This is a genomic window from Serratia sp. MMO-28, assembly GCF_037199905.1.
Classification (GTDB): domain Bacteria; phylum Pseudomonadota; class Gammaproteobacteria; order Enterobacterales; family Enterobacteriaceae; genus Chania; species Chania oryzae.
Map to the genome: position 1 here is coordinate 1 of NZ_JBBCVB010000040.1, position 19,268 is coordinate 19,268.

Annotated in this window: 16 protein-coding genes and 4 pseudogenes; 13 read left to right on the forward strand and 7 right to left on the reverse strand. The window is 46.5% G+C overall.

Going from position 1 to position 19,268, the window contains the following annotated elements; translation table 11 throughout:
* The first annotated feature begins 315 nt into the window (after window positions 1–315).
* The 5 genes from WG891_RS24225 to WG891_RS24245 all read left to right on the forward strand — a co-directional run bounded on the left by WG891_RS24225 (window position 316) and on the right by WG891_RS24245 (window position 7,549).
* Window positions 316–2,625 carry a TerB N-terminal domain-containing protein gene (locus tag WG891_RS24225; protein ID WP_337264842.1) on the forward strand — a complete coding sequence of 770 codons (2,310 nt, stop codon included), beginning with the start codon at window positions 316–318 and terminating at the stop codon, window positions 2,623–2,625.
* A gap of 3 nt (window positions 2,626–2,628) precedes the next feature.
* The gene (locus WG891_RS24230; RefSeq protein WP_337264841.1) at window positions 2,629–3,945 is read left to right on the forward strand and encodes an ATP-binding protein; all 1,317 of its coding nucleotides are present in this window, start codon (window positions 2,629–2,631) and stop codon (window positions 3,943–3,945) included.
* Window positions 3,942–6,140, forward strand: a complete 2,199-nt coding sequence (locus WG891_RS24235) for a DEAD/DEAH box helicase (RefSeq protein ID WP_337264840.1) — start codon at window positions 3,942–3,944, stop codon at window positions 6,138–6,140. The genes WG891_RS24230 and WG891_RS24235 overlap by 4 nt, the downstream gene beginning before the upstream one ends.
* A 294-nt stretch (window positions 6,141–6,434) precedes the next feature.
* The gene (locus WG891_RS24240) at window positions 6,435–6,632 is read left to right on the forward strand and encodes a hypothetical protein (RefSeq protein ID WP_234529511.1); all 198 of its coding nucleotides are present in this window, start codon (window positions 6,435–6,437) and stop codon (window positions 6,630–6,632) included.
* Window positions 6,633–6,883: 251 nt separating this feature from the next.
* Window positions 6,884–7,549: a GIY-YIG nuclease family protein gene (locus WG891_RS24245; RefSeq protein ID WP_337264839.1), complete on the forward strand. Its 666-nt coding sequence runs from the start codon at window positions 6,884–6,886 to the stop codon at window positions 7,547–7,549.
* Between the two features lie 149 nt (window positions 7,550–7,698).
* On the opposite strand, the pseudogene WG891_RS24250 reads toward WG891_RS24245, so the two are convergent.
* Together WG891_RS24250 and ltrA are read right to left on the reverse strand one after the other, a co-directional pair.
* A pseudogene (locus WG891_RS24250) lies at window positions 7,699–8,160 on the reverse strand (IS3 family transposase); the annotation flags it as partial.
* Between the two features lie 80 nt (window positions 8,161–8,240).
* Entirely contained in the window at window positions 8,241–9,749 is a 1,509-nt protein-coding gene (gene ltrA / locus WG891_RS24255; protein ID WP_337264843.1) for a group II intron reverse transcriptase/maturase, read from the reverse strand.
* A gap of 537 nt (window positions 9,750–10,286) precedes the next feature.
* Between ltrA and istA the strand changes: the two genes are divergently transcribed.
* Window positions 10,287–11,309 carry an IS21 family transposase gene (istA, locus tag WG891_RS24260; RefSeq protein WP_337264838.1) on the forward strand — a complete coding sequence of 341 codons (1,023 nt, stop codon included), beginning with the start codon at window positions 10,287–10,289 and terminating at the stop codon, window positions 11,307–11,309.
* A complete protein-coding gene (istB, locus tag WG891_RS24265; protein ID WP_337264837.1) occupies window positions 11,306–12,088 on the forward strand; it encodes an IS21-like element helper ATPase IstB in 783 nt (260 codons plus the stop codon). The genes istA and istB overlap by 4 nt, the downstream gene beginning before the upstream one ends.
* Window positions 12,089–12,383: 295 nt before the next feature.
* Here istB and WG891_RS24270 read toward each other — a convergent pair.
* Window positions 12,384–13,081 (reverse strand): annotated as a pseudogene (locus WG891_RS24270) (transposase); the annotation flags it as partial.
* Between the two features lie 512 nt (window positions 13,082–13,593).
* Here WG891_RS24270 and WG891_RS24275 point away from each other — a divergent pair.
* Together WG891_RS24275 and WG891_RS24280 are read left to right on the forward strand one after the other, a co-directional pair.
* Window positions 13,594–13,986, forward strand: a pseudogene (locus WG891_RS24275) (tyrosine-type recombinase/integrase); the annotation flags it as partial.
* A gap of 42 nt (window positions 13,987–14,028) precedes the next feature.
* Window positions 14,029–15,294 carry a DUF4427 domain-containing protein gene (locus WG891_RS24280; RefSeq protein ID WP_337264836.1) on the forward strand — a complete coding sequence of 422 codons (1,266 nt, stop codon included), beginning with the start codon at window positions 14,029–14,031 and terminating at the stop codon, window positions 15,292–15,294.
* Between the two features lie 486 nt (window positions 15,295–15,780).
* Here WG891_RS24280 and WG891_RS24285 read toward each other — a convergent pair.
* From WG891_RS24285 to WG891_RS24300, 4 genes and pseudogenes are all read right to left on the reverse strand, one after another.
* A pseudogene (locus WG891_RS24285) lies at window positions 15,781–16,116 on the reverse strand (hypothetical protein).
* 31 nt (window positions 16,117–16,147) lie between these two features.
* Window positions 16,148–16,507 (reverse strand): acyl-CoA dehydrogenase, encoded by a 360-nt coding sequence (locus tag WG891_RS24290; protein WP_337264835.1) that lies wholly within the window; start codon window positions 16,505–16,507, stop codon window positions 16,148–16,150.
* Between the two features lie 14 nt (window positions 16,508–16,521).
* Entirely contained in the window at window positions 16,522–17,049 is a 528-nt protein-coding gene (locus WG891_RS24295; RefSeq protein ID WP_000246193.1) for a hypothetical protein, read from the reverse strand.
* A gap of 11 nt (window positions 17,050–17,060) precedes the next feature.
* Complete coding sequence (locus WG891_RS24300) at window positions 17,061–17,258, reverse strand: helix-turn-helix domain-containing protein (protein ID WP_229233768.1); 198 nt, start codon at window positions 17,256–17,258, stop codon at window positions 17,061–17,063.
* On the opposite strand from WG891_RS24300, the gene WG891_RS24305 reads away from it, so the two are divergent.
* The 4 genes from WG891_RS24305 (at window position 17,186) to WG891_RS24320 (ending at window position 19,268) form a co-directional block, all read left to right on the forward strand.
* Complete coding sequence (locus tag WG891_RS24305; RefSeq protein ID WP_020424155.1) at window positions 17,186–17,338, forward strand: hypothetical protein; 153 nt, start codon at window positions 17,186–17,188, stop codon at window positions 17,336–17,338. The genes WG891_RS24300 and WG891_RS24305 overlap by 73 nt on opposite strands.
* A gap of 113 nt (window positions 17,339–17,451) precedes the next feature.
* Window positions 17,452–17,940, forward strand: coding sequence for a hypothetical protein (locus tag WG891_RS24310; protein ID WP_181856183.1), 489 nt, complete (start codon window positions 17,452–17,454; stop codon window positions 17,938–17,940).
* Between the two features lie 354 nt (window positions 17,941–18,294).
* Window positions 18,295–18,687, forward strand: a complete 393-nt coding sequence (locus WG891_RS24315; protein WP_160183878.1) for a DUF2787 family protein — start codon at window positions 18,295–18,297, stop codon at window positions 18,685–18,687.
* A gap of 119 nt (window positions 18,688–18,806) precedes the next feature.
* Window positions 18,807–19,268 carry a hypothetical protein gene (locus WG891_RS24320; RefSeq protein WP_000954131.1) on the forward strand — a complete coding sequence of 154 codons (462 nt, stop codon included), beginning with the start codon at window positions 18,807–18,809 and terminating at the stop codon, window positions 19,266–19,268.

A 19,268-nucleotide genomic window follows, 5' to 3' on the forward strand; every position in this document is an offset into this window, starting at 1 on the left:
CGAACAGCCGGATCAGCGAGCTATTACCCTACGCCGAAAACAGCTTCAGTTAATGTCTGCTAGCTTATTACATTATTTTAATCACACAACGCGAGTTCGCCGTTCGGTTACCAAGCATTCGCATCCCTTCAAAATTTCTGCTTGAAAAGCATGGTTAATCAATAACTATTTTCCTTTAAATCAATAAATTGATTTTGATTGCATTTCGGTTTGAACCCTTGCGATTTAGACGTATTATTTTGAGATTAATCCACTTACCCAACCTTCATTGCTGCTTGTGAATGTGCGTGATGAATGATTTTAAGGTTATATATCATGGAGTTATTGAAGTTTCTTGCGGCGATTTTAGTAATTTACTTGTTGTTTTTTAGAAAGAAAAAACGTAAATCTCCAAAGTCTTATGCTTCAAGCCCCGTGAAAGCACCGCCAAAAGAATGGCTCGCTGACATCAAGAAAAAAGAGGCGGTTGTGCGAAACGATGATAGTGAAGACGATAATCTTGCAACTTTTACATTGAGCGGTGGCCGGGGTGTTGAACTTCGGGTGACAACCAATCATTACCGGAACACCTCAAATTCAGCAGGTGCACTAGCTCGATGGGTACTTCCGGGTGAGATGATAACTGTAGCTGGTGTAGCAATTAGCGGTGGCCACATTTACGTGGGGCAACGTATGAAGCCCTCCGGTCAGGAATCAGGCGGCTATTATGACGATGGAAGTGAGGCATCATTAATTGATGACACATGTAAGATAAAACCTACTGCTTATCTTTACGAGGACAGTTCATTAGGATACTGGCCCAGTTTTTCCTCTCTTTCCCCAGAAGCACGCGGTGCGTATGTCAGTTGGCTCGCCAGCGATAGGTCTGATCCATCGTGTCCTATCGGCTATGTTTTTATCTACCTCTACGGCCTGGAAAGAAAAGCGCTCGTAGATTCCACTGACCCAAAATTCCTTGATGCTGAGTTCCGTAATCTGTTCAATGAAGTCGCTCGGTTAAGATCGGTATTCATTGAGAACCGCTCATTCCGCGGATATTCGACCCAATTACTCGAAGCCATGTCTATTCTGCGCCCGAACATTGGCTTAGCCACTGAGCTCGATAGCAATTCAGGTTTCAGCAACAGCATGCAATTTAAGCTGGCTCTGGCAAAAACTGTACATGAAGGAGTTCCTGTATCAGCTGAACTGGCGTTGAACTGGGTAATAAACCACACCGAGTATTCGCTGCGTACCCCGGCTCGCCGCTGTGCTAAAGAGTTTGCTGCGCTTTTCAAACGGCGTTACACCCTCAAATATGGTGAAGGGATGGTCGTTAAGGCGAATAAAACGCGCTTACGTTTAGATTACACACCTGCAAGTCCTAGTTTACGAGGCGTCCGACTTCCTGTTCCCGACCTGCCTGATCCAATTGCATTGAAGGGACCTGTTCAGAAAATTATTACTATTGCCGACATATGTACGGATGAACTTGATGCTTACAGTCGCTACCTTGGTAGGAAAGGTACGTCAGTAAATGATACTGCTGCAATTATGTTGCTGCCTTCAGAGATCGTTAATGAAAGCGCAGAAAAAATATTAAGCTCATTCAAACATTGGGCTGATGAAGCGATCCTCAATAAGGGTGGCTTCGTCTCGGTTGCTGACTATTGGTCACATATGAATTCCAACTGTCCGGCGAAGATCAATAAAAAAGAGGCCGACTTGATGCAGGCCTTTGCACAGAAGATGGGCTACAGTCTGGCACCTGACCCGTATTATCACCATGTTAAGGCGGATGTTGATGGGACACTTGTTCTATTCCCTGCCGCCGAAGGTGGACGCTTCTCACCTTCTCCTGAATTTATCTCAGCTGTAATGACGCTTAGATTAGGGGCGATGGTCGCCTTGATTGACGATTCTCTTGATCAAGCTGAACAGAAAGTGCTTGAGAATGCCATCAACAACAATACTGGCTTCACCGATGATGAAAAAGGCTCTCTACATGCGTATTTAACGTGGCAACTTCATACCCCAGCCAATATGACAGGAATGAAAAGCAGAATTGAGTTGATGGGGGCCGCGGAAAAAGCTGCTGTGGGTAAAGTTATCGTTAGTGTTGCCTGTTCGGATGGGACAATAGCGCCTGCCGAAATCAAACAGCTTGAGAAGATTTATTCAAGTTTGGGGCTGGATCCCTCATCTGTCTCGAGCAATATCCATCAGCATTCCGCAACTGAACATGATCTCGTCTCGTCTGTACCAACTGCTCAGCCAGCAGCAGGGTTCACACTGGATGCTAATGTACTTGCCCGCCACGAATCTGCTACGGATGATGTCCGTAAATTGCTGAACACAATTTTCACCGAAGAAGAACCGGAAGAGCCAGAAAGCGCTCCAGCCTCATTAACGGAGGCGGGGGGGCTTGACTCCGCACATAGCCAGCTTTATCGCAGTTTGCTGGAGAAAGAACAGTGGTCGCGAAAAGAGGCGACAGAATTGTGCGGAAATTTGAATTTGATGCTGGGCGGTGCGCTTGAGGTGATTAATGACTGGTCCTATGCGGTGGTTGATGCTCCGGTACTGGACGATGCCGATGATGATATCTGGGTTGACCTGGAAATTGCCAAAGAATTAGAGGGATAGTGAATGTCTGTAACACGTATAAGAGTGAAAGAACGCGACGCTATTATTCAGTCACTTAAGTCAGGTGTAACGCCAAGGATAGGCATTCAGCATATCCAGGTTGGCCGCGTGAATGAGATCACCGCTCTCCACCAGGATATTGAGAGGATTGCTGACGGTGGTGCAAGCCTCAGACTTATCATCGGTGAATATGGTTCTGGTAAAACGTTCTTTCTGAGTGTTGTGCGCTCTATTGCGCTAGAGAAGAAGCTGGTGTCAGTCAGTGCAGACCTTTCTCCTGACAGACGCATTCACTCATCGGGAGGTCAGGCTCGTAATCTCTATTCTGAGCTTATGAAAAACATGTCCACCAGAAACAAGCCGGATGGTAATGCGTTACTTAGCGTTGTTGAAAGATTCGTTACGGAGGCAAGAAAGGAAGCGGACACGGACGGCTCCGAGGTTTCATCAGTTATTCATAAACGCCTGGCAGCTCTGTCAGATATGGTGGGTGGATATGACTTTGCGAAGGTCATTGATGCATTCTGGCGCGGGCATGAGCAGGATAACGAAACGCTAAAATCCAATGCTATTCGCTGGTTGCGGGGAGAGTACACCACCAAAACTGATGCCCGTAACGATCTCGACGTTCGGACTATTATCTCAGACGCATCATTCTATGATTCTTTGAAGCTGATGAGCCTTTTTGTCCGCCAGGCAGGCTATGCCGGTCTTTTGGTCAGCCTCGACGAAATGGTGAACCTCTTTAAGCTGAATAATACGCAAGCAAGAACAGCGAACTACGAACAGATTTTGCGGATCCTGAATGACTGCCTGCAAGGCTCAGCCGAGAACATTGGTTTTATCCTCGGGGGTACGCCAGAGTTTCTTTTCGATCCGCGTAAAGGTCTTTACAGCTATGAGGCGCTCCAATCACGTCTGGCGGAAAACCGGTTCGCGCAAAAAGCAGGAGTGATTGACTACTCATCCCCCACTTTGCATCTTGCCAGCCTCACCCCTGAGGAACTGTATATTTTGCTGAGAAATCTTCGTCATGTTTATGCAGGTGGAGATCCAGAGAATTATCTGGTACCAGATGAGGCACTGACTGGATTCCTGCATCACTGTAGTAAAACCATTGGAGACGCTTACTTCCGTACCCCCCGTAATACCATAAAAGGTTTCCTTGACATGCTGGCCGTGCTGGAACAAAACAGAACGATGAACTGGCAAACACTAATCGAGGGTGTGGCGATTGAAGAGGACAGGCCCAGCGATATGGATGACGCCACTACGGAGGAAAGCGATGACGACGACGGACTGGCGAACTTCAAACTATGAGCAGTGCCTACGATAGCCTCGATCCCCGCGTCCGTAAGTGGGTTTACAAGCAGGGGTGGTCTACATTAAGGCCCTTGCAGGAGAGTTCTATCCCGGCAATTTTAGCCCGTGATCGGGACGTGCTAATCAGTGCAGGTACAGCAGCGGGTAAAACAGAGGCTTTCTTTCTTCCTGCCTGTTCGGCAGTTGCAGATCTCACTAATGGATTTGGCATCGTCTATATCAGTCCGTTGAAGGCATTGATTAACGATCAGTACCGTCGTCTTGAGAGCCTTGGAGATGCATTGGAAATGCCAGTGACTCCTTGGCACGGGGATGTACCACAAAGCAAAAAGAAGAAGGCTCGGACAAACCCTGCTGGCATTTTACTGATTACACCTGAGTCACTTGAGTCTTTGCTCATAAATTCAATGGGCTGGCTCAAACAGGCGTTTTCGTCAGTCGCATACATCGTTATTGATGAGTTTCATGCTTTCATTGGCTCAGAGCGTGGTGTACAGCTGCTTTCTCTGCTCAATAGAATTGACCATGTGCTAGGACGCCAGGTAAATCCAATTCCCCGCGTTGCGTTGAGTGCCACGCTGGGGGAACTGGAGAAAGTGCCCGAACTTTTGCGCCCAGACAAACGACTACCCTGCGTAACTGTTACAGATAGTAAGAGCGAGGCCACTCTTCAGGTACAGGTCAAAGGTTATCTGGAGCGAGTGCTCCAAAAAGAAGAAGAACTTCAGAGTTCAGCTGAACATGACGTTTGCGCTGACATTTTTAGACTTTGCCGTGGCGATTCTCATTTGGTCTTTGCAAACAGTCGAAAGCGGACTGAAAGCATTGCTGCCACGCTGAGCGACATGTGTGAGGAACATATTGTTCCCAATGAATTCTTTCCCCACCATGGTTCCCTTGCCAAGGAATTGCGGGAAGCGCTTGAAACTCGTCTTCAGAAAGGAAATATGCCCACAACAGCTGTTTGTACAATGACGCTTGAGTTGGGAATTGATATCGGTAAGGTTAAGTCGGTTATCCAAGTTACGCCTCCGCATACTGTTTCCAGTCTGCGTCAGCGTATGGGACGTTCTGGGCGACGCGACTCCCCATCAGTTCTAAGAATGCTAATTACAGAAAATGAGCTCACTGTGACTAGCAGTATCGTTGACCACCTACGGCTGCATTTGGTCCAGTCGATGGCAATGATCAGATTGATGATCTCTAAACAATGGTTTGAGCCTGCCGATTCCCAGCAGATGCATTACTCCACGCTGCTACACCAGATTCTTGCAATTACCGCGCAATGGGGCGGAGTTCGTGCCGATCAACTCTGGTCACAGCTATGTCAAACAGGCCCGTTCCGTAATGTGGATATAGGCGATTTCAAAAGCCTGCTTAAACATATGGGGGCATGTGGCCTGCTCACTCAACTCGCTAGTGGAGAAATGGTTGTTGGGGCAGAGGGGGAGAAACTGACTAACCATTACACGTTTTATGCCGTGTTCAACACACCAGAAGAGTTCCGCATTGTCACCGGAAACAGAACCCTTGGAACAGTGCCTGTGGACTCCCCACTGCTACCAGATCAACACATCATCTTCGGTGGGCGGCGCTGGAGAGTGACAGAGATCGAGACAGAGAAAAAAGTTATCTATGTAGAGGCGACCAAAGGCGGTCAGCCACCACAATTTAGTGGGGGGGGAATGTCTGTTCATGATGCCGTTCGTCAGGAAATGCTCGCTATCTATAGGGAAGGTGATTACCGCATAGCAATAGGTAGCGAGAGAGTAGATTATGCCGATTCTGCCGCCAGAAGCCTATTTGCGGAAGGTTGTAGTAACTTTCAGCGTTATAACCTGCAAAATGAGTATTTTCTTACGAGCGGCCAATACTGTTACATACTCCCATGGATGGGAGATAAGGTTGTCAATACGATTACAGCCTTGCTCATACGTTGTGGCTTTAAAGCTAATTCATTGGCTGGAGTTATAGAAATTGACGGCTCAAGTATCACTTCTGTTCAACAGGCCCTTAAAGGCCTGCTGTTGTCAGGCTTGCCCTCAGCGTTTGATCTTGCTGTAAATGTTCCAGAAAAGTACTTAGATAAATATGATGAGTATTTACCAGAGTTTCTGCTTGCGAAAGGATTTGGGGAAAAAGCGTATGACATTGAAGGCGCGTGTACCTGGCTGAAAGAACATCTTCAGTAAACTGGTTACATAAAAAGGGGGAGATGTTCCCCTTAAGCTTGAGGCCGATTGATGATATCAATTTTTGCTCTTGGCTCGGATCTGCCAGAAATCGAGGTCATAAGGTCTGCTTTGAGCGAGGAGCGGACATTAGCCTTACAAGCATAACTGAACTGTACGCAGGATCTCTAAAATCGAATGGTTCGGTTAAGTGCAGTGCTTACAAGACAAGCATCGCGTGTAGTTTTGGGTGAGATTGATTAAATTATTTTGTGGGGATATGATTCAAATAAAAGATCCTTAAATGAGGTTGTTATGTCATACATTCGAGTAGAGAAATATGGCCTGCAGTATGAAGGTGAGTATTTCTGTGAAGAGAATATGGTTACAGTCTTTGGGGTGAGAGGAGGACAGTCCAGCGTGGTTCTTAATGGGATGACAGAAATCGCTGCTGCTCGTACTGCGTTGCGAAATCTTATTAGAGAAAATCAGATTGATCCTCTAACTGATTAAAAATGGTCCATATTTACTGACGGCCTATTTGAGATATTTTAGATCAAATTTATTCTGAAAGTTAGATTGGAGTGAGAAGCGGGCATCAAACCGTTATCACTAGCAATAAGTTGTTTAAATTAAATAATGAAATAATCAGGTGGTAACATAATGGATGAGAACACTGCAATTGGAACAATAAAAATGGATATCACTTAATAAGTGTAGTAAAGTCCATTTTATATATCCCTGTAAATTTATGAGATACTTCCATGAGAACCGACAACTTAAGAATGATTGAGAGTGGGGAATATGTTTTCGATATGTTATTGGATAGTGGTGAATTATACTATACAAGTCACACTTTTGACACGAAGGAAGATGCAAATAGCTGGATGGAAGAGTGGCAAACTTGGGCAAATAGTGTATCGAGTGGAAAAGTAAGTAGTATTTATTATATTTTACAAGTACCTGATACTTGGGCCGGTTCTTCAGATAAAAATAATCCTTATTCGGGGCTTTATGTGAAAATAGGACGTTCCAATAATGTGCTAAAAAGATTATCTAACTTACAAACAGGTACATTTGGTCAATTAATATTACACGCTTTGGAACCTGGCGGAGCAGAAAAAGAAAATTATCTACATGAAAAATTTAGCAACGAAAGACGTCAAGGCGAATGGTTTATATGTACTAAAGAACTTACTAAGCATATATTTACAACATGGTTTAGAAATAAGATGCTCCCACCAGAACATCAAATTAAACTAATGCAACTCGCAGAAAGAATTGGTATTTATTCGCACATACATAGTCTAATGGGGGGGAAGCCCGATTTAGTAAACCCATCAATTAGTGAACCTTGGGAATGCGAAAAATATGTTTTCGTTGATTTGGTTTATAGCTCTTTAGCAAAGCAAGTTAATAATAAAAAATAAGTTTTGATCTTTTAACCATACAGTTAATGATTCATTAATGAATGAGGTGATTTAAAGTTATGAAGTTTTAATAAGTTCCAGAATTTTTTCTCATCCATTGGTTAAAGAATTATATAATATGATCTTACCCACGTAATGTTGACACGGCTCTAAGCGAGGTTCTGGTTTTCAAATTGTTCCGGGCTGAGACCGCCGCAGGCACTGTGGCGACGCCAGCGATTGTAATCGCACTCAATATAGTTAAACACCGTCATCCGCATCATTTCACGGCTGCTAAAGCGCTCTCCGTGGATACATTCCACTTTCAGCGAGTGAAAGAAGCTTTCCACGCAGGCATTGTCATAACAACAGCCTCTAGCGCTCATGCTTCCACGTAGATTATGGCGTTTCAGCAAGGTCTGATAGTCCGATGAACAGTACTGCCCACCACGATCCGTGTGAACGATGACATTTTTCGGGCGTTTACGCCGCCAGAGCGCCATTTGCAGCGCATCGCAGGCCAGTTGGGCTGTCATGCGCGACGACATCGACCAGCCAATGACGGAACGTGACCACAGATCGATGACCACCGCCAGGTACAGCCAGCCTTCGTCCGTGCGCAGTAGAGTAAGAGACAGGGCGTAGTCGGACTATTTCCCTGTCTCTCCTCTCCGAACCGGACGTGCACCTTTCAGCGCATCCGGCTCTCCGTTTAAACACTGGCAAACGCCATTGCCACTTCAGTGAAACGCGATGTATACGTGTTTCTGATTTCCGTCTTCAGGTAAGGGTTACCTTCGGGTAGACGCCAGCGAAACAGCTTCTTGCCTTGCCCAACCATCCGGTACAGTGTGTCACCGCTGAGCTTGCCGTTATTGGTCTTGCCAAATAAAACCCAGGTCTTACTCTGACCGGGTTTTGGGGCCTTGCACCATTGGCGCATCAGGGATGCGATACCTGTACGGTATTTACGGGCCAGCCAGTGAGCCAGTTTCCAGAACACAACACGATCGATATAACTGAACACTTTGGCCTTAAAGTCCACGAACTGATAGAACGCAGCCCAGCCTTTCAGTTTCCGGTTGAGTATCTCAACCATGTCGACTTTACTTTCACCGTAATTGCCTGATAACAGTGCCGTCAGTGATGCTACGAAGTGTCTGGCTTTGGCCCGCGGGATCGTCGACACCACTCGCATATCGCCGTAGCGGCTACGTTTGCGAATGATCCGATGACCCAGAAAGACAAATCCATCATTCACATGGGTAATTTTGGTTTTCTCCATGTTCAATCTGAGTTTCAGACGGTCTTCGAGCACGTTCCGGCACTCCTCCCGGATGGCTTCCGCCTGTGCCTTGGTGCCTTTGACGATGACCACAAAATCATCGGCGTATCGGCAGTAGGCGACGGCGGGTTTCCATTGCCAGTTTTCTCTGACAGCGGTACTGCGGCCTCGCTGGATACTGTGATTCCAGTACCACCGATCCTTTCTGGCTTTCCCGCTCAAATAGCGTTTATGCAGATACTGATCGAACTCATTAAGCATGATATTCGACAGCAGCGGCGATATTACGCCTCCCTGCGGCATGCCTTCACTGGCAGCCCGAAAGAGCCCGGCATCAACATGTCCCGCCTTGATTGTTTTCCACAGCAGGGTCATAAAACGTGAGTCACTGACCCTGCGGCGTACAGCTTTCATTAGCAGTCGGTGATGTACGGTGTCGAAGTAGCTGGACAGGTCTCCTTCAATAACCCAACGTCCTCGCGTTTCCCCACAGTCAGTGAGTTGTAATTTCACCGTGCGGATCGCATGGTGGACACTGCGTTCAGGCCGGAAGCCATACGAGAGCGTATGAAAATCACTCTCCCAGATGGGCTCCATTGCCATCAGCATGGCCCGCTGAACAATCCGGTCCCGTAACGTGGGGATACCCAGTGGTCGCTGTTTGCCATTGCTTTTGGGAATGTAAACCCGTCTGGCGGGCACGGGCTGATAGCAACCTGAGAGAAGTTCATCCCTGAGTTTTTGCAGTTCGGTAGCCAGTCTGGTCTGTAACATCACTTTATTCACGCCATCAACGCCGGGTGTATAAGCACCCTTTGATGAAAGCGTGATCCGTGCTGCTTCAGCCAACCATTCTGGCTGTGTTATCAGACGCAGCAGCCGTTCAATCCGTCGGGACGGATCTGTTGCTGCCCATGTAGCAAGCTTGCGTTGCATTTCGCTGATTATCAAAGGTCTTCACCTCGTTAGGTCAGTTAGTTCGCTTGGCAAACCTATTTAAACTGCTCCCCTTCGCCATGTAATGGGCTTTCCCCATCGCGGACTACTACGGAAGCTCCGTCAGCCAACGCGTCATCAGGGTCATGCCCCTTTCTCATCCGCTATTGACCTTCCCCGGTTTACCTGCCTGGACTCAAACGTACTGAGGAGGTTGCCCATCGCACTCTTTGCCCTTGCTTGCCGCAAGTTGACAGAAGGCAGCAGCCCGAGCTGTGAGGGTAACTGCTGTCCCGGTCCTCTGCTCACCTATCAGAGGACCTTCGTCCGACAGCACATGGCTGTTGCTGTCGCTCCCTTCTGTACGGCCTGTTAGATCACGTAGGCCGTGGTGACATTTCAACCCTCAGAGGCGGATTAATGGGTTCATGTTCTTCAACCTTTCAGTACTTGTCACCAACGGTGCAAAACTGATCCACCCCAACGGTTGAAAATTGATCCAGGGGTTAATCTGCTCCTCTGAATACAGGGGAGCTTATGGTCACTTTTGAGATTCGTATGGAAATTAAAGTCCTGCACAAGCGGGGAATGAGCATCCGGGCTATCGCCAGGGAACTCGGCGTTTCACGCAATACTGTCCGCAGCCATCTGAAAGCCAATTCTGAAAAGCCGCAGTATTCACCGCGTCCTGCATCATCATCACTGCTCGATGAATACCGTGATTACATATCTAAACGGATTAGCGATGCGTATCCCTATAAAATCCCGGCAACTGTTATCGCTCGGGAAATCATGGAGCTAGGCTATCGTGGAGGGCTTACCATCCTGAGGGAGCTCATTCGTTCGCAGACTCTGCCTGTCGTGGCTGAACCGATCGTTCGCTTCGAAACCGAGCCCGGACGGCAGATGCAGGTTGATTGGGGGACTATGCGAAACGGTAAGTCGCCACTGCATGTGTTCGTTGCTGTTCTGGGGTACAGCAGAATGCTTTACATCGAGTTCACCGACAACATGCGCTACGACACGCTGGAAGCCTGTCACCGCAATGCGTTCAACTTCTTCGGTGGTGTGCCACGGGAAGTCCTGTACGACAATATGAAAACAGTGGTGCTCCAGCGCGATGCTTACCAGACCGGACGGCATCGGTTCAACCCTTCCCTGTGGCAGTTCGGTAAAGAGATGGGCTTCTCCCCCCGGCTGTGTCGCCCCTTCAGGGCACAAACCAAAGGTAAGGTGGAGCGAATGGTGCAGTACACCCGCAACAGCTTCTACATTCCTCTAATGACTCGCCTGCGTCCAATGGGGATCACCGTCGATGTGGAAACGGCAAACCGCTACGGTCTGCGCTGGCTGTACGATGTGGCCAATCAACGGAAGCATGAAACCATCCAGACCCGTCCCTGTGATCGCTGGGTTGAAGAACAACAGTCCATGCTGGCCCTGCCGCCAGATAAAAAGCAGTATGACGTGCAGGTTGATGAAAGCCTGGTGACCTTCGACAGGCAACCGCTGCACCATCCGCTGTCTATCTATGACACGTTCTGCAGAGGAGCCGCATGATGGTTGAACTGCAACATCAACGGCTGATGGTACTCGCCGAACAGCTGCAACTGGATAGCCTTATCAGTGCCGCACCAGGCTTGTCGAAACAGGCAGTGGACCAGGAATGGAGCTACATGGACTTCCTGGAACATCTGTTGCATGAGGAAAAACTGGCACGGCATCAGCGAAAACAGGCCATGTTTACCCGCATGGCGGCCTTCCCGGCAGTAAAAACGTTCGAGGAATATGATTTTACCTTCGCCACCGGGGCACCTCAGAAACAACTCCAGTCCTTACGTTCACTGAGCTTCATCGAGCGCAACGAAAATATCGTGTTGTTGGGGCCATCCGGCGTAGGTAAAACACATCTGGCTATAGCGATGGGCTACGAGGCAGTAAGGGCGGGTATCAAGGTTCGCTTCACGACCGCGGCAGATCTGCTACTCCAACTGTCCACCGCCCAGCGACAGGGCCGTTATAAAACCCTGCTTCAGCGGGGGATTATGGCCCCCAAACTGCTTATTATCGACGAAATAGGCTATCTGCCGTTCAGTCAGGAAGAGGCCAAACTGTTCTTCCAGGTCATAGCTAAACGTTACGAGAAGAGCGCCATGATCCTGACATCCAACCTCCCGTTCGGGCAATGGGATCAGACGTTCGCGGGGGATGCAGCCCTGACATCAGCGATGCTGGATCGCATCTTACACCACTCACATGTTGTACAGATAAAAGGAGAGAGCTATCGACTGAAGCAAAAACGAAAGGCAGGGGTTATCGCTGAAGCTAATCCTGAGTAAGAAAGGTGGATCAATATTAGACCGTTGGTGGTGACGGTAAGTGGATCACTTTTTACCCGTTGTTGACAGTACTCAGCCTTGAGGAGCATCTTGGCTTAGTGATCTCGCCTCACTCCCCGTTGTCAGCGGGTTACATCACCCTGTGGGCATACCACAGGTCACTGCCGCTCAGGCTCACCGCCGTCACATTCGGCGGGGTTGTTGGGCAACTCATCATGAGTTGCCGGTTCAACATTCCAAAACAGACTCGTGGTTCATTTGAGCATCCTTGCTCGCCCTGAACTCCGGGCACACGATATGTAATGTCACCCGCCCACTTCTGGTTCGGGCCGTCAGCGCTGAAGTCCTGCTCTAACAGATTATTCGATACCGGCAGACTATGTTCACGGTAGCTGACCGGGCTAAACTTCCGGGCGGCTTTCGCCCTTAGCCCCTGACGACGCAGGCTGGCAGCAATGGTTTTGATGTTGTACTCCGGCAGTTCGTCTGCGAGACGAGGTGCACCATAGCGCTGTTTTGCCTCCATGAATGCCTCACGGACAGCCGTATCACAGATGAGGCGGAACTGTTGACGCGGGCCTTGCTGATGGTGGCGCAAACGCCAGGCATACCAGCCGCTGCGGGCAACCCGAAGCACACGACACATCGCTTTGATACTGAACTCAGCCTGATGATTTTTGATGAAGACATACTTCATTTCAGGCGCTTCGCGAAGTATGTCGCGGCCTTTTGGATAATGGCCAGTTCCTCTGCCTGCTCCGCCAGTTGACGCTTAAGGCGGGCAATTTCAACAGCCATTTCCTGCTCACGTTCGGAAGAGGAATGTGCATTCTTCAGCTTGCTGCGCCAAGCATAAAGCTGCGATTCATACAGGCTAAGTTCACGGGCAGCGGCAGCCACACCGATACGCTCAGCAAGCTTCAGGGCTTCGTTGCGAAATTCAGGCGTATGTTGCTTACGGGGCTTTTTGCTGGTTGATGCTGGTTTTGTCATGAGTCACCTCTGGTTGAGAGTTTACTCACTTAGTCGCGTGTCCACTATTGCTGGGTAAGATCACGTCCCAGTAGTAGCCCCAGATGCCACAGGAAGGAGTTCAGATATCAAGGCTGATATCTGATACTTTTGAACTCTACTAAAAAAGAGCTGTGTGGCATACCGATATTTGGGGGTATGTTAAAAGATCGAATAAAACAAACTATTAAAAATCAAGGTCTTTGTGCTGGTTGTTTTGTTCCCATTGTCACCATTAAATCAATAAGTTATAGTTTTTCATCTGCATATAATCCTGCTGCTTTCTCTCCCGCGTACTTACTGGCGTACTTATTTAGCACGACATAACTAGTAATATGTACCCGGTCTCACACAAATTCAAACCTTACAGAGGTTCATTTCGTCCTGAGGGATGGGTAAGGTTCAGTTGCTGTTTTAGGTACTATAGGCAAACGTATTACGTCTGTTCCTCTGAACGGGGGGCTTCGATTTTGAAAAAGGCATCATTCATTTACCATCTGCGAGAAACCAAAACAGGGATAGAGCGCTACGTACAGTTATCTGATCACGCAATCGACTTTCTCAAAGTACTACGGCTTACCTCTGACAAATATCTATTCCCTTCGCAAGCCACTAAGAAGCCAATCCAGCAGAAGTATCTAACCGAAAACTCATGGCGTCTACGTGAAAGCGGTCAAATGCTTGATATACCTCATTGGACGCCACACGATCAGCGTCGTACAGTACGGACGGGGGGATCTCGTTTGCAGTGTCCAAATGAGGTAGCAGAGGCCGTATTGGGGCATACACGTGGCGGTATTGAAGGGATTTATAACTTGTATAAGTATGATGCTGAGTGCCGGAAGTGGTTGCAGGTGTGGGCTAATTATTTGGATGGGCTTATTTAAATTACTGCTGAGATACCGAAATTTCTGTATAGGACGAAATGTATGAGAAATAACATTAGGTTCGATTTGTCTGATTACTTAATTCATTTTTTTAGAGATGTAGATTTAAATAGTGGTAGCTCTATTAACTTGCCCGAACATTGCGGGTTCAATAGCCAGCATCATGCTAATCTCATCGACGCAAGATATTTACTCCGATTGTCTTTACGTAATTATAAATTATTTGCTTCTTGGTCATATCGCAATGGTCAAAGAACTGTTTATGGTGACTCTCCAGCAGTGTGTTTTACTGATATGCCTATTGCGGCCTATTTGGATACTGGAATGAAAAGATTGGGAAGAAATGAAAAAATAGGGCTTTATGCTTTAGTTTTTCCTAAATCTCATATGTTCAATGCCGGATCGAGACCTGCAATTTATGCACTTGATAATGCTTCATCTATTACTTGGTACTCCCGTGGAGGAGATGAGCGTATTATTCATGAATCATTGCTACCTCTAATTGAACAATATAGGTATGTAACATATATACCGCAAAAAGTTGATTGGACGCATGAGCGTGAATGGCGGTGGCCATATCGAGGTGATATTGATAAATACCTCAGTCAAATTAAAGAGTATGGTGTTTCTGAGGATGTTGAAAGCACGCCCGGACTTGATCTTAGAACAATCAATATGATAGGGGGAGGAGTAATAGTTCCATTTCGTTCTGATATTCCAGTCATAGCGCATGATATACTAACGTTAATAGATCAAGGCATTATTAATAAAGGTGCTTTTAAATTTATTATAGCAATGGATAATCTGCCGTCATTGGACAGGATTTTTGAACCAGAGAAGTTGCTTTATTATATCAATGAAAATACTTTTGAGTTCGACATTTTCTTTGATCTACCTGAGTCAGAAGTGAAAAGTTGTGCTAACTCTGTTATGCAATATGTAGATGATTTACTTGCGGATGAAAGCTATTTTAATACTGCTTTTCCTAAAGAGTATGGTAATGCTTGGGTCTGGATTCAGGATAATCAGTCTCCAACTGTTAGAGCATTAGTGCAGGCTGGTTTGATTAAAGTTAATAAGGAAGGTAGATATTTACTAGATATTAAATTAGGTAGAAGAGACTGGGAATTAAGGAAAAAAGAGGCGTTTGCTAGCCATGTTGCTGATTGGCTGGTCAATCGTTTTGATTTACAAGCTACGAGTTTTTCAGTCGCAGGTTCTTACGACTATGATAGGTTGCCATATTATACTGATCCATTAGAGGAACAGCACCCTTTCTATAATAATACTATAGAGATTGATTGGTGACTTATAATGAGTTGAACGGAGATCATGTCTTAATATTTGTTAGGTGAGCGCAAATAAATTTTTAATAAATTCGCATGTAGAGTATTCTCCGTTGGAGATAGCAGCACTAAGTATTATTGGTGCTGCTTTAATCTGAATTTATAAGTAATAGTTAATGGGATAAATGTAAGTTTCTCAATGAAATACACCAATGATTATATATCGACTGAAATCGTATTTTGCAAACTAAGATGGGAATATTGCTTTTAGTACTAATAGTTGGAGGGGATTACTGAATTTATAGATACCATGAACATTAGATTTAATAATAAATGGTATGTTTATAGAGTGTGTTGCTGGCTCAGTTAACTGATACTTCACAAGCCAATAAATTGAGATAAATACCATGGTGTCAAATGTGATAATATTTTCATGGGGCTTCCTTTTGGAATGAAACATTAATTACCTTACCCAAAAGGAACCCTGGTATCTGCTAGTTAAAGGCTATTATAATCCAGATACATTTATATAGAAATGATCGTTATTATCATCAGTTTTCTGTATCCGGTAAGTTATTGGTAAAGAGTTTTTCAGATCAGGTTTTGTGAACGTTAAATCAGCCGCGCACTGATAAACATCCAGACCTGATTCATGGTTAATTGTTCTGACATTTTCTACAGAAATACGCACATCCTTATCCAGTGTCATGCTTTTCTCGATTGTCTTTCTGGCAATATCCACGACCAGGTTTTTTGCATCATCACTATTGCATTTTGGCGTTTTTTCGCCTCAGCCAGCCAGCAAACCAGCAGCAATTAATACCAAAAGTATTGCTCTTTTCATCTATGATTCCTTCATTAATTAGCGATACTATTTACTTCTTATTAAATAGACCATCCATTGCGCCTGTCGCAGAAGCACCGCAGTAGCCTTCGCAACCACGAGTCATAACGCTGGCCTTACCGTTTTTCAGTGCACTAATTACTGCAACACACTGGCTGGTATTGTCATTCCAGACCCAGCGACGCTTCTGACTTTCTCCGGCAGCTATTTGCTGTGCTGTCCCCTCCATATTGCATACGCCCGAACCATCCCCCGTTGAGGCATTAATGTTGAATTCAGCATTGCCCTTTCCCGGATTCAGGGTTAGAACCGCTCCGGGTTTTACGTACTGTGCTGCTGCGACCGGTAGCGTTACGGCTACCATCAATAAGGCCAACAGTTTTCTGTTCATTAATTAATTCCCTATTAAGTGATACGGATGTTTTTGGTGATTTTCCCCAGTGCCAGCGGTCTGCGTTTTTCCACAAAGAAATAAACGACGTTGAATGCGGACTTGCGGTGATTTCCCCGGCCAAGTGAAGGCCAGTTACGAAAGGACTCAATCTGTTCTTCTGAATAGGGCGTGTCAGAGAAGTCAAACAGTACAAGCAGGGCTTTGCCGTCGTGCTTCATCAATTTCTTAACTTCTGTACTGTTGACGGTCGCGGAGACATTGGAACGTGCCGCAGTTGGTTTACGTACTGCAAACTCGACGGCTACATCATCAATGACAAAATCAATGTAACCGTGCCCGGATACAGTTCCTGGCAGCTTGCTTTTTACTTCCGGTGAGACATTATCTGCAAACCAACCCAGCAAATAGCAACGTACCAGAGGCAGCAACTCACGTTCGCTGCATTCATTCAGACGTAGAGTCTTAACAAACTCCCTGCGATAAAGAGAACTGAAAAAATACTCAAAGCATTCCGTTATTTCAGTGATGGTGGTTGCCATGACTGCATCCTTTACCTGCTTTTAGGTCCAGTTTTAAGGGCATACCTTTCCGGCCATAATGTTTCCGGTGTGGTATCCAGAGCCCCGGCAATAATGCGCTCAGCTCTGGGATAATGACGCTCTAAGGCGTTATTTAATGTCCGTGGCGCAAGGCCGTGACTGCGTGACAGTGACGCCAGCGTTAACCCTCGCTTGTGAAGTGCTGCCACAATATCGGCACGATGCCAGTTCCCTGAACTTCCTTTGCTTTGCTTTTTCTGCGATGCTGTTGAGTTACGCACAGTATTAACTCCATGGAATCAGTACATGGATATTAAATGCGAATAAAAGATACCTTTCAAGTTCTTTTGGTGTCTATTTATGGGTTTTCATATTAACGCATTGATATCTGGTGAAATTTATATGAGCAGCAAGAAAGCAGTATCGTCTATACCGACCCATCCTGAAGCTTCTGTTGAAGAGGGAAAAGACTGGCTGACAGCAGAGGAATTCACTCATATTGAGGGGATGCCGGGCACTGCGCGTGGCGCCAGGATGCGCCTGGAGAAGCTGGCATCTCTGCACCCGGAAATACGTCGTAAAAGGACTGCCGGGAAAGGCGTGGTTTACCATATCAGCGCAGCCACAATGTCGCTTGATGATGAGAGAAACAGGGCTAAGGGTGAAGCGTTTACTCTCACCGACAGCGATCGCCAGCTTAGCCTCTGGATACAGTTGTATCGCAATATGTCGCCAGCTTCGCGGGCGCAACTGATGGAGCAGGCCCTTAGGATGGTAAAAGATGATCTGATGTCTAAGGGGCCTGAAGTTTCTGAGCTGGCGGTACAAATCATGAAGCTGCCCGAAGATAAGCGTAAGAGCCTCTTTGAAAAGCTGAATGGGAAGGTGTGATAACGTCAGTTTTCCGCCATGCCAGACAGAAGGAACCACCCCGGAATCCTGACCTGTCTGACATGGCAGAATGGAAAGTATGCCATCACTTAATAATGAATAAAAACCTATTGTCAGTTATTTCATTTCTGAACTACATATTAGTTTCTTGTTGTTACTATTTGCATTGAAAGCATATTTTTGATATAATAATATTGCTGATGAACTATATTTTACCCAGTCAGTACGTTGTCATGCACTTACCATTTATTCGGTGATTAAACCCCACCTGTGCTGGTGCAGACATAACGTCTTATGATAATATGTTGAACAGGAAAATCACTGATGAATATTCTCCATCAGGAAGGGCTAGCTATGCCCGTCGATCAGGAATTAATAAATATCATATTAAATGAAGCGGGAAATCCACTGCCGCATAAAGCCAGAATTACAGCCGTCAGTCTGTTATTTAAAGACCTGAGTTACAGCGCTGAAAAGGGCGGTTACCATCCTGTCGAAATACGGCTTATTTCACGCAATGATGAATGGTATTTCGATTACATTACCGACTTCAGTTATATAGGAGTGGTTTACCCCGAACTGGAAAAGGAAATTGATATCAGCTGGAGTCAGCAATATGTCTTTCTGGCTCATGTTGGTGATCTGTCTGTTAATGCCGGAAGGGAGTTGTTTGAACTCTGGCAATCCAACTTTATTCAGTATCACGCCATGAACGTCTACACCATTACCGTCCTGTGGGAAAGCTAATCCTTCTGCACTAACTATCACTACTTTATGGGGAATTATCTGTGACGACTGACAGAGGGATACGTGCGTCTCAACAGGGCGAACTGGACTGTCTTTGCGGTGCTTATTGCGTGGTTAACATGCTGAGCTGGCTGTATGACGGCAGGGTGAAACGACGCCCGTTAATGAACTGGCTTATTCAGACTTATCAGCAGCGCTGGCCTTTGCATGAATGGCTGACTGAAGGAATTGAAGAAGACCGCTTAGACTGGTTAATAGCTCAGGTGTTGCAGAAAGGGCATTACCGCCGCCAGTTCCCGGTTGAAATCACCAGACCCTTTGCAGGGAAGCGGGGGTTAACAGACGGGCGGCTGTTCAGGGAAATGCAGCGGTTTCTTGACGTCACTGACCACTCTCGCCTGATTATGCTCAGCGACCAGTTTCACTGGTCCCTTCTGGTCAAAATGGACGAAGAAATGCTCTGCTTCTTCGACAGCAACGGGCGAACCACCATGCCCCGTAAAGCTTTCTCCCTGCGTACTGGCGTAACCCGCCGCCAGCTGTTTCCAGACGCCATTTACTTCATTGAACGGGAGTTCTGA

Excerpts from the sequence above, each read along its gene's own strand:
- WG891_RS24295 (WP_000246193.1), bottom strand. The coding sequence starts at position 17,049 with ATGGCAACCACCATCACTGAAATAACGGAATGCTTTGAGTATTTTTTC.
- WG891_RS24245 (WP_337264839.1), top strand. The coding sequence starts at position 6,884 with ATGAGAACCGACAACTTAAGAATGATTGAGAGTGGGGAATATGTTTTC.
- WG891_RS24235 (WP_337264840.1), top strand. The coding sequence starts at position 3,942 with ATGAGCAGTGCCTACGATAGCCTCGATCCCCGCGTCCGTAAGTGGGTT.
- WG891_RS24240 (WP_234529511.1), top strand. The coding sequence starts at position 6,435 with ATGTCATACATTCGAGTAGAGAAATATGGCCTGCAGTATGAAGGTGAG.
- istA (WP_337264838.1), top strand. The coding sequence starts at position 10,287 with ATGGTCACTTTTGAGATTCGTATGGAAATTAAAGTCCTGCACAAGCGG.
- WG891_RS24310 (WP_181856183.1), top strand. The coding sequence starts at position 17,452 with ATGAGCAGCAAGAAAGCAGTATCGTCTATACCGACCCATCCTGAAGCT.
- WG891_RS24320 (WP_000954131.1), top strand. The coding sequence starts at position 18,807 with ATGCTGAGCTGGCTGTATGACGGCAGGGTGAAACGACGCCCGTTAATG.
- WG891_RS24280 (WP_337264836.1), top strand. The coding sequence starts at position 14,029 with ATGAGAAATAACATTAGGTTCGATTTGTCTGATTACTTAATTCATTTT.
- ltrA (WP_337264843.1), bottom strand. The coding sequence starts at position 9,749 with ATGCAACGCAAGCTTGCTACATGGGCAGCAACAGATCCGTCCCGACGG.
- WG891_RS24290 (WP_337264835.1), bottom strand. The coding sequence starts at position 16,507 with ATGAACAGAAAACTGTTGGCCTTATTGATGGTAGCCGTAACGCTACCG.
- WG891_RS24230 (WP_337264841.1), top strand. The coding sequence starts at position 2,629 with ATGTCTGTAACACGTATAAGAGTGAAAGAACGCGACGCTATTATTCAG.
- WG891_RS24315 (WP_160183878.1), top strand. The coding sequence starts at position 18,295 with ATGCCCGTCGATCAGGAATTAATAAATATCATATTAAATGAAGCGGGA.
- WG891_RS24225 (WP_337264842.1), top strand. The coding sequence starts at position 316 with ATGGAGTTATTGAAGTTTCTTGCGGCGATTTTAGTAATTTACTTGTTG.
- WG891_RS24305 (WP_020424155.1), top strand. The coding sequence starts at position 17,186 with ATGTCCGTGGCGCAAGGCCGTGACTGCGTGACAGTGACGCCAGCGTTA.
- istB (WP_337264837.1), top strand. The coding sequence starts at position 11,306 with ATGATGGTTGAACTGCAACATCAACGGCTGATGGTACTCGCCGAACAG.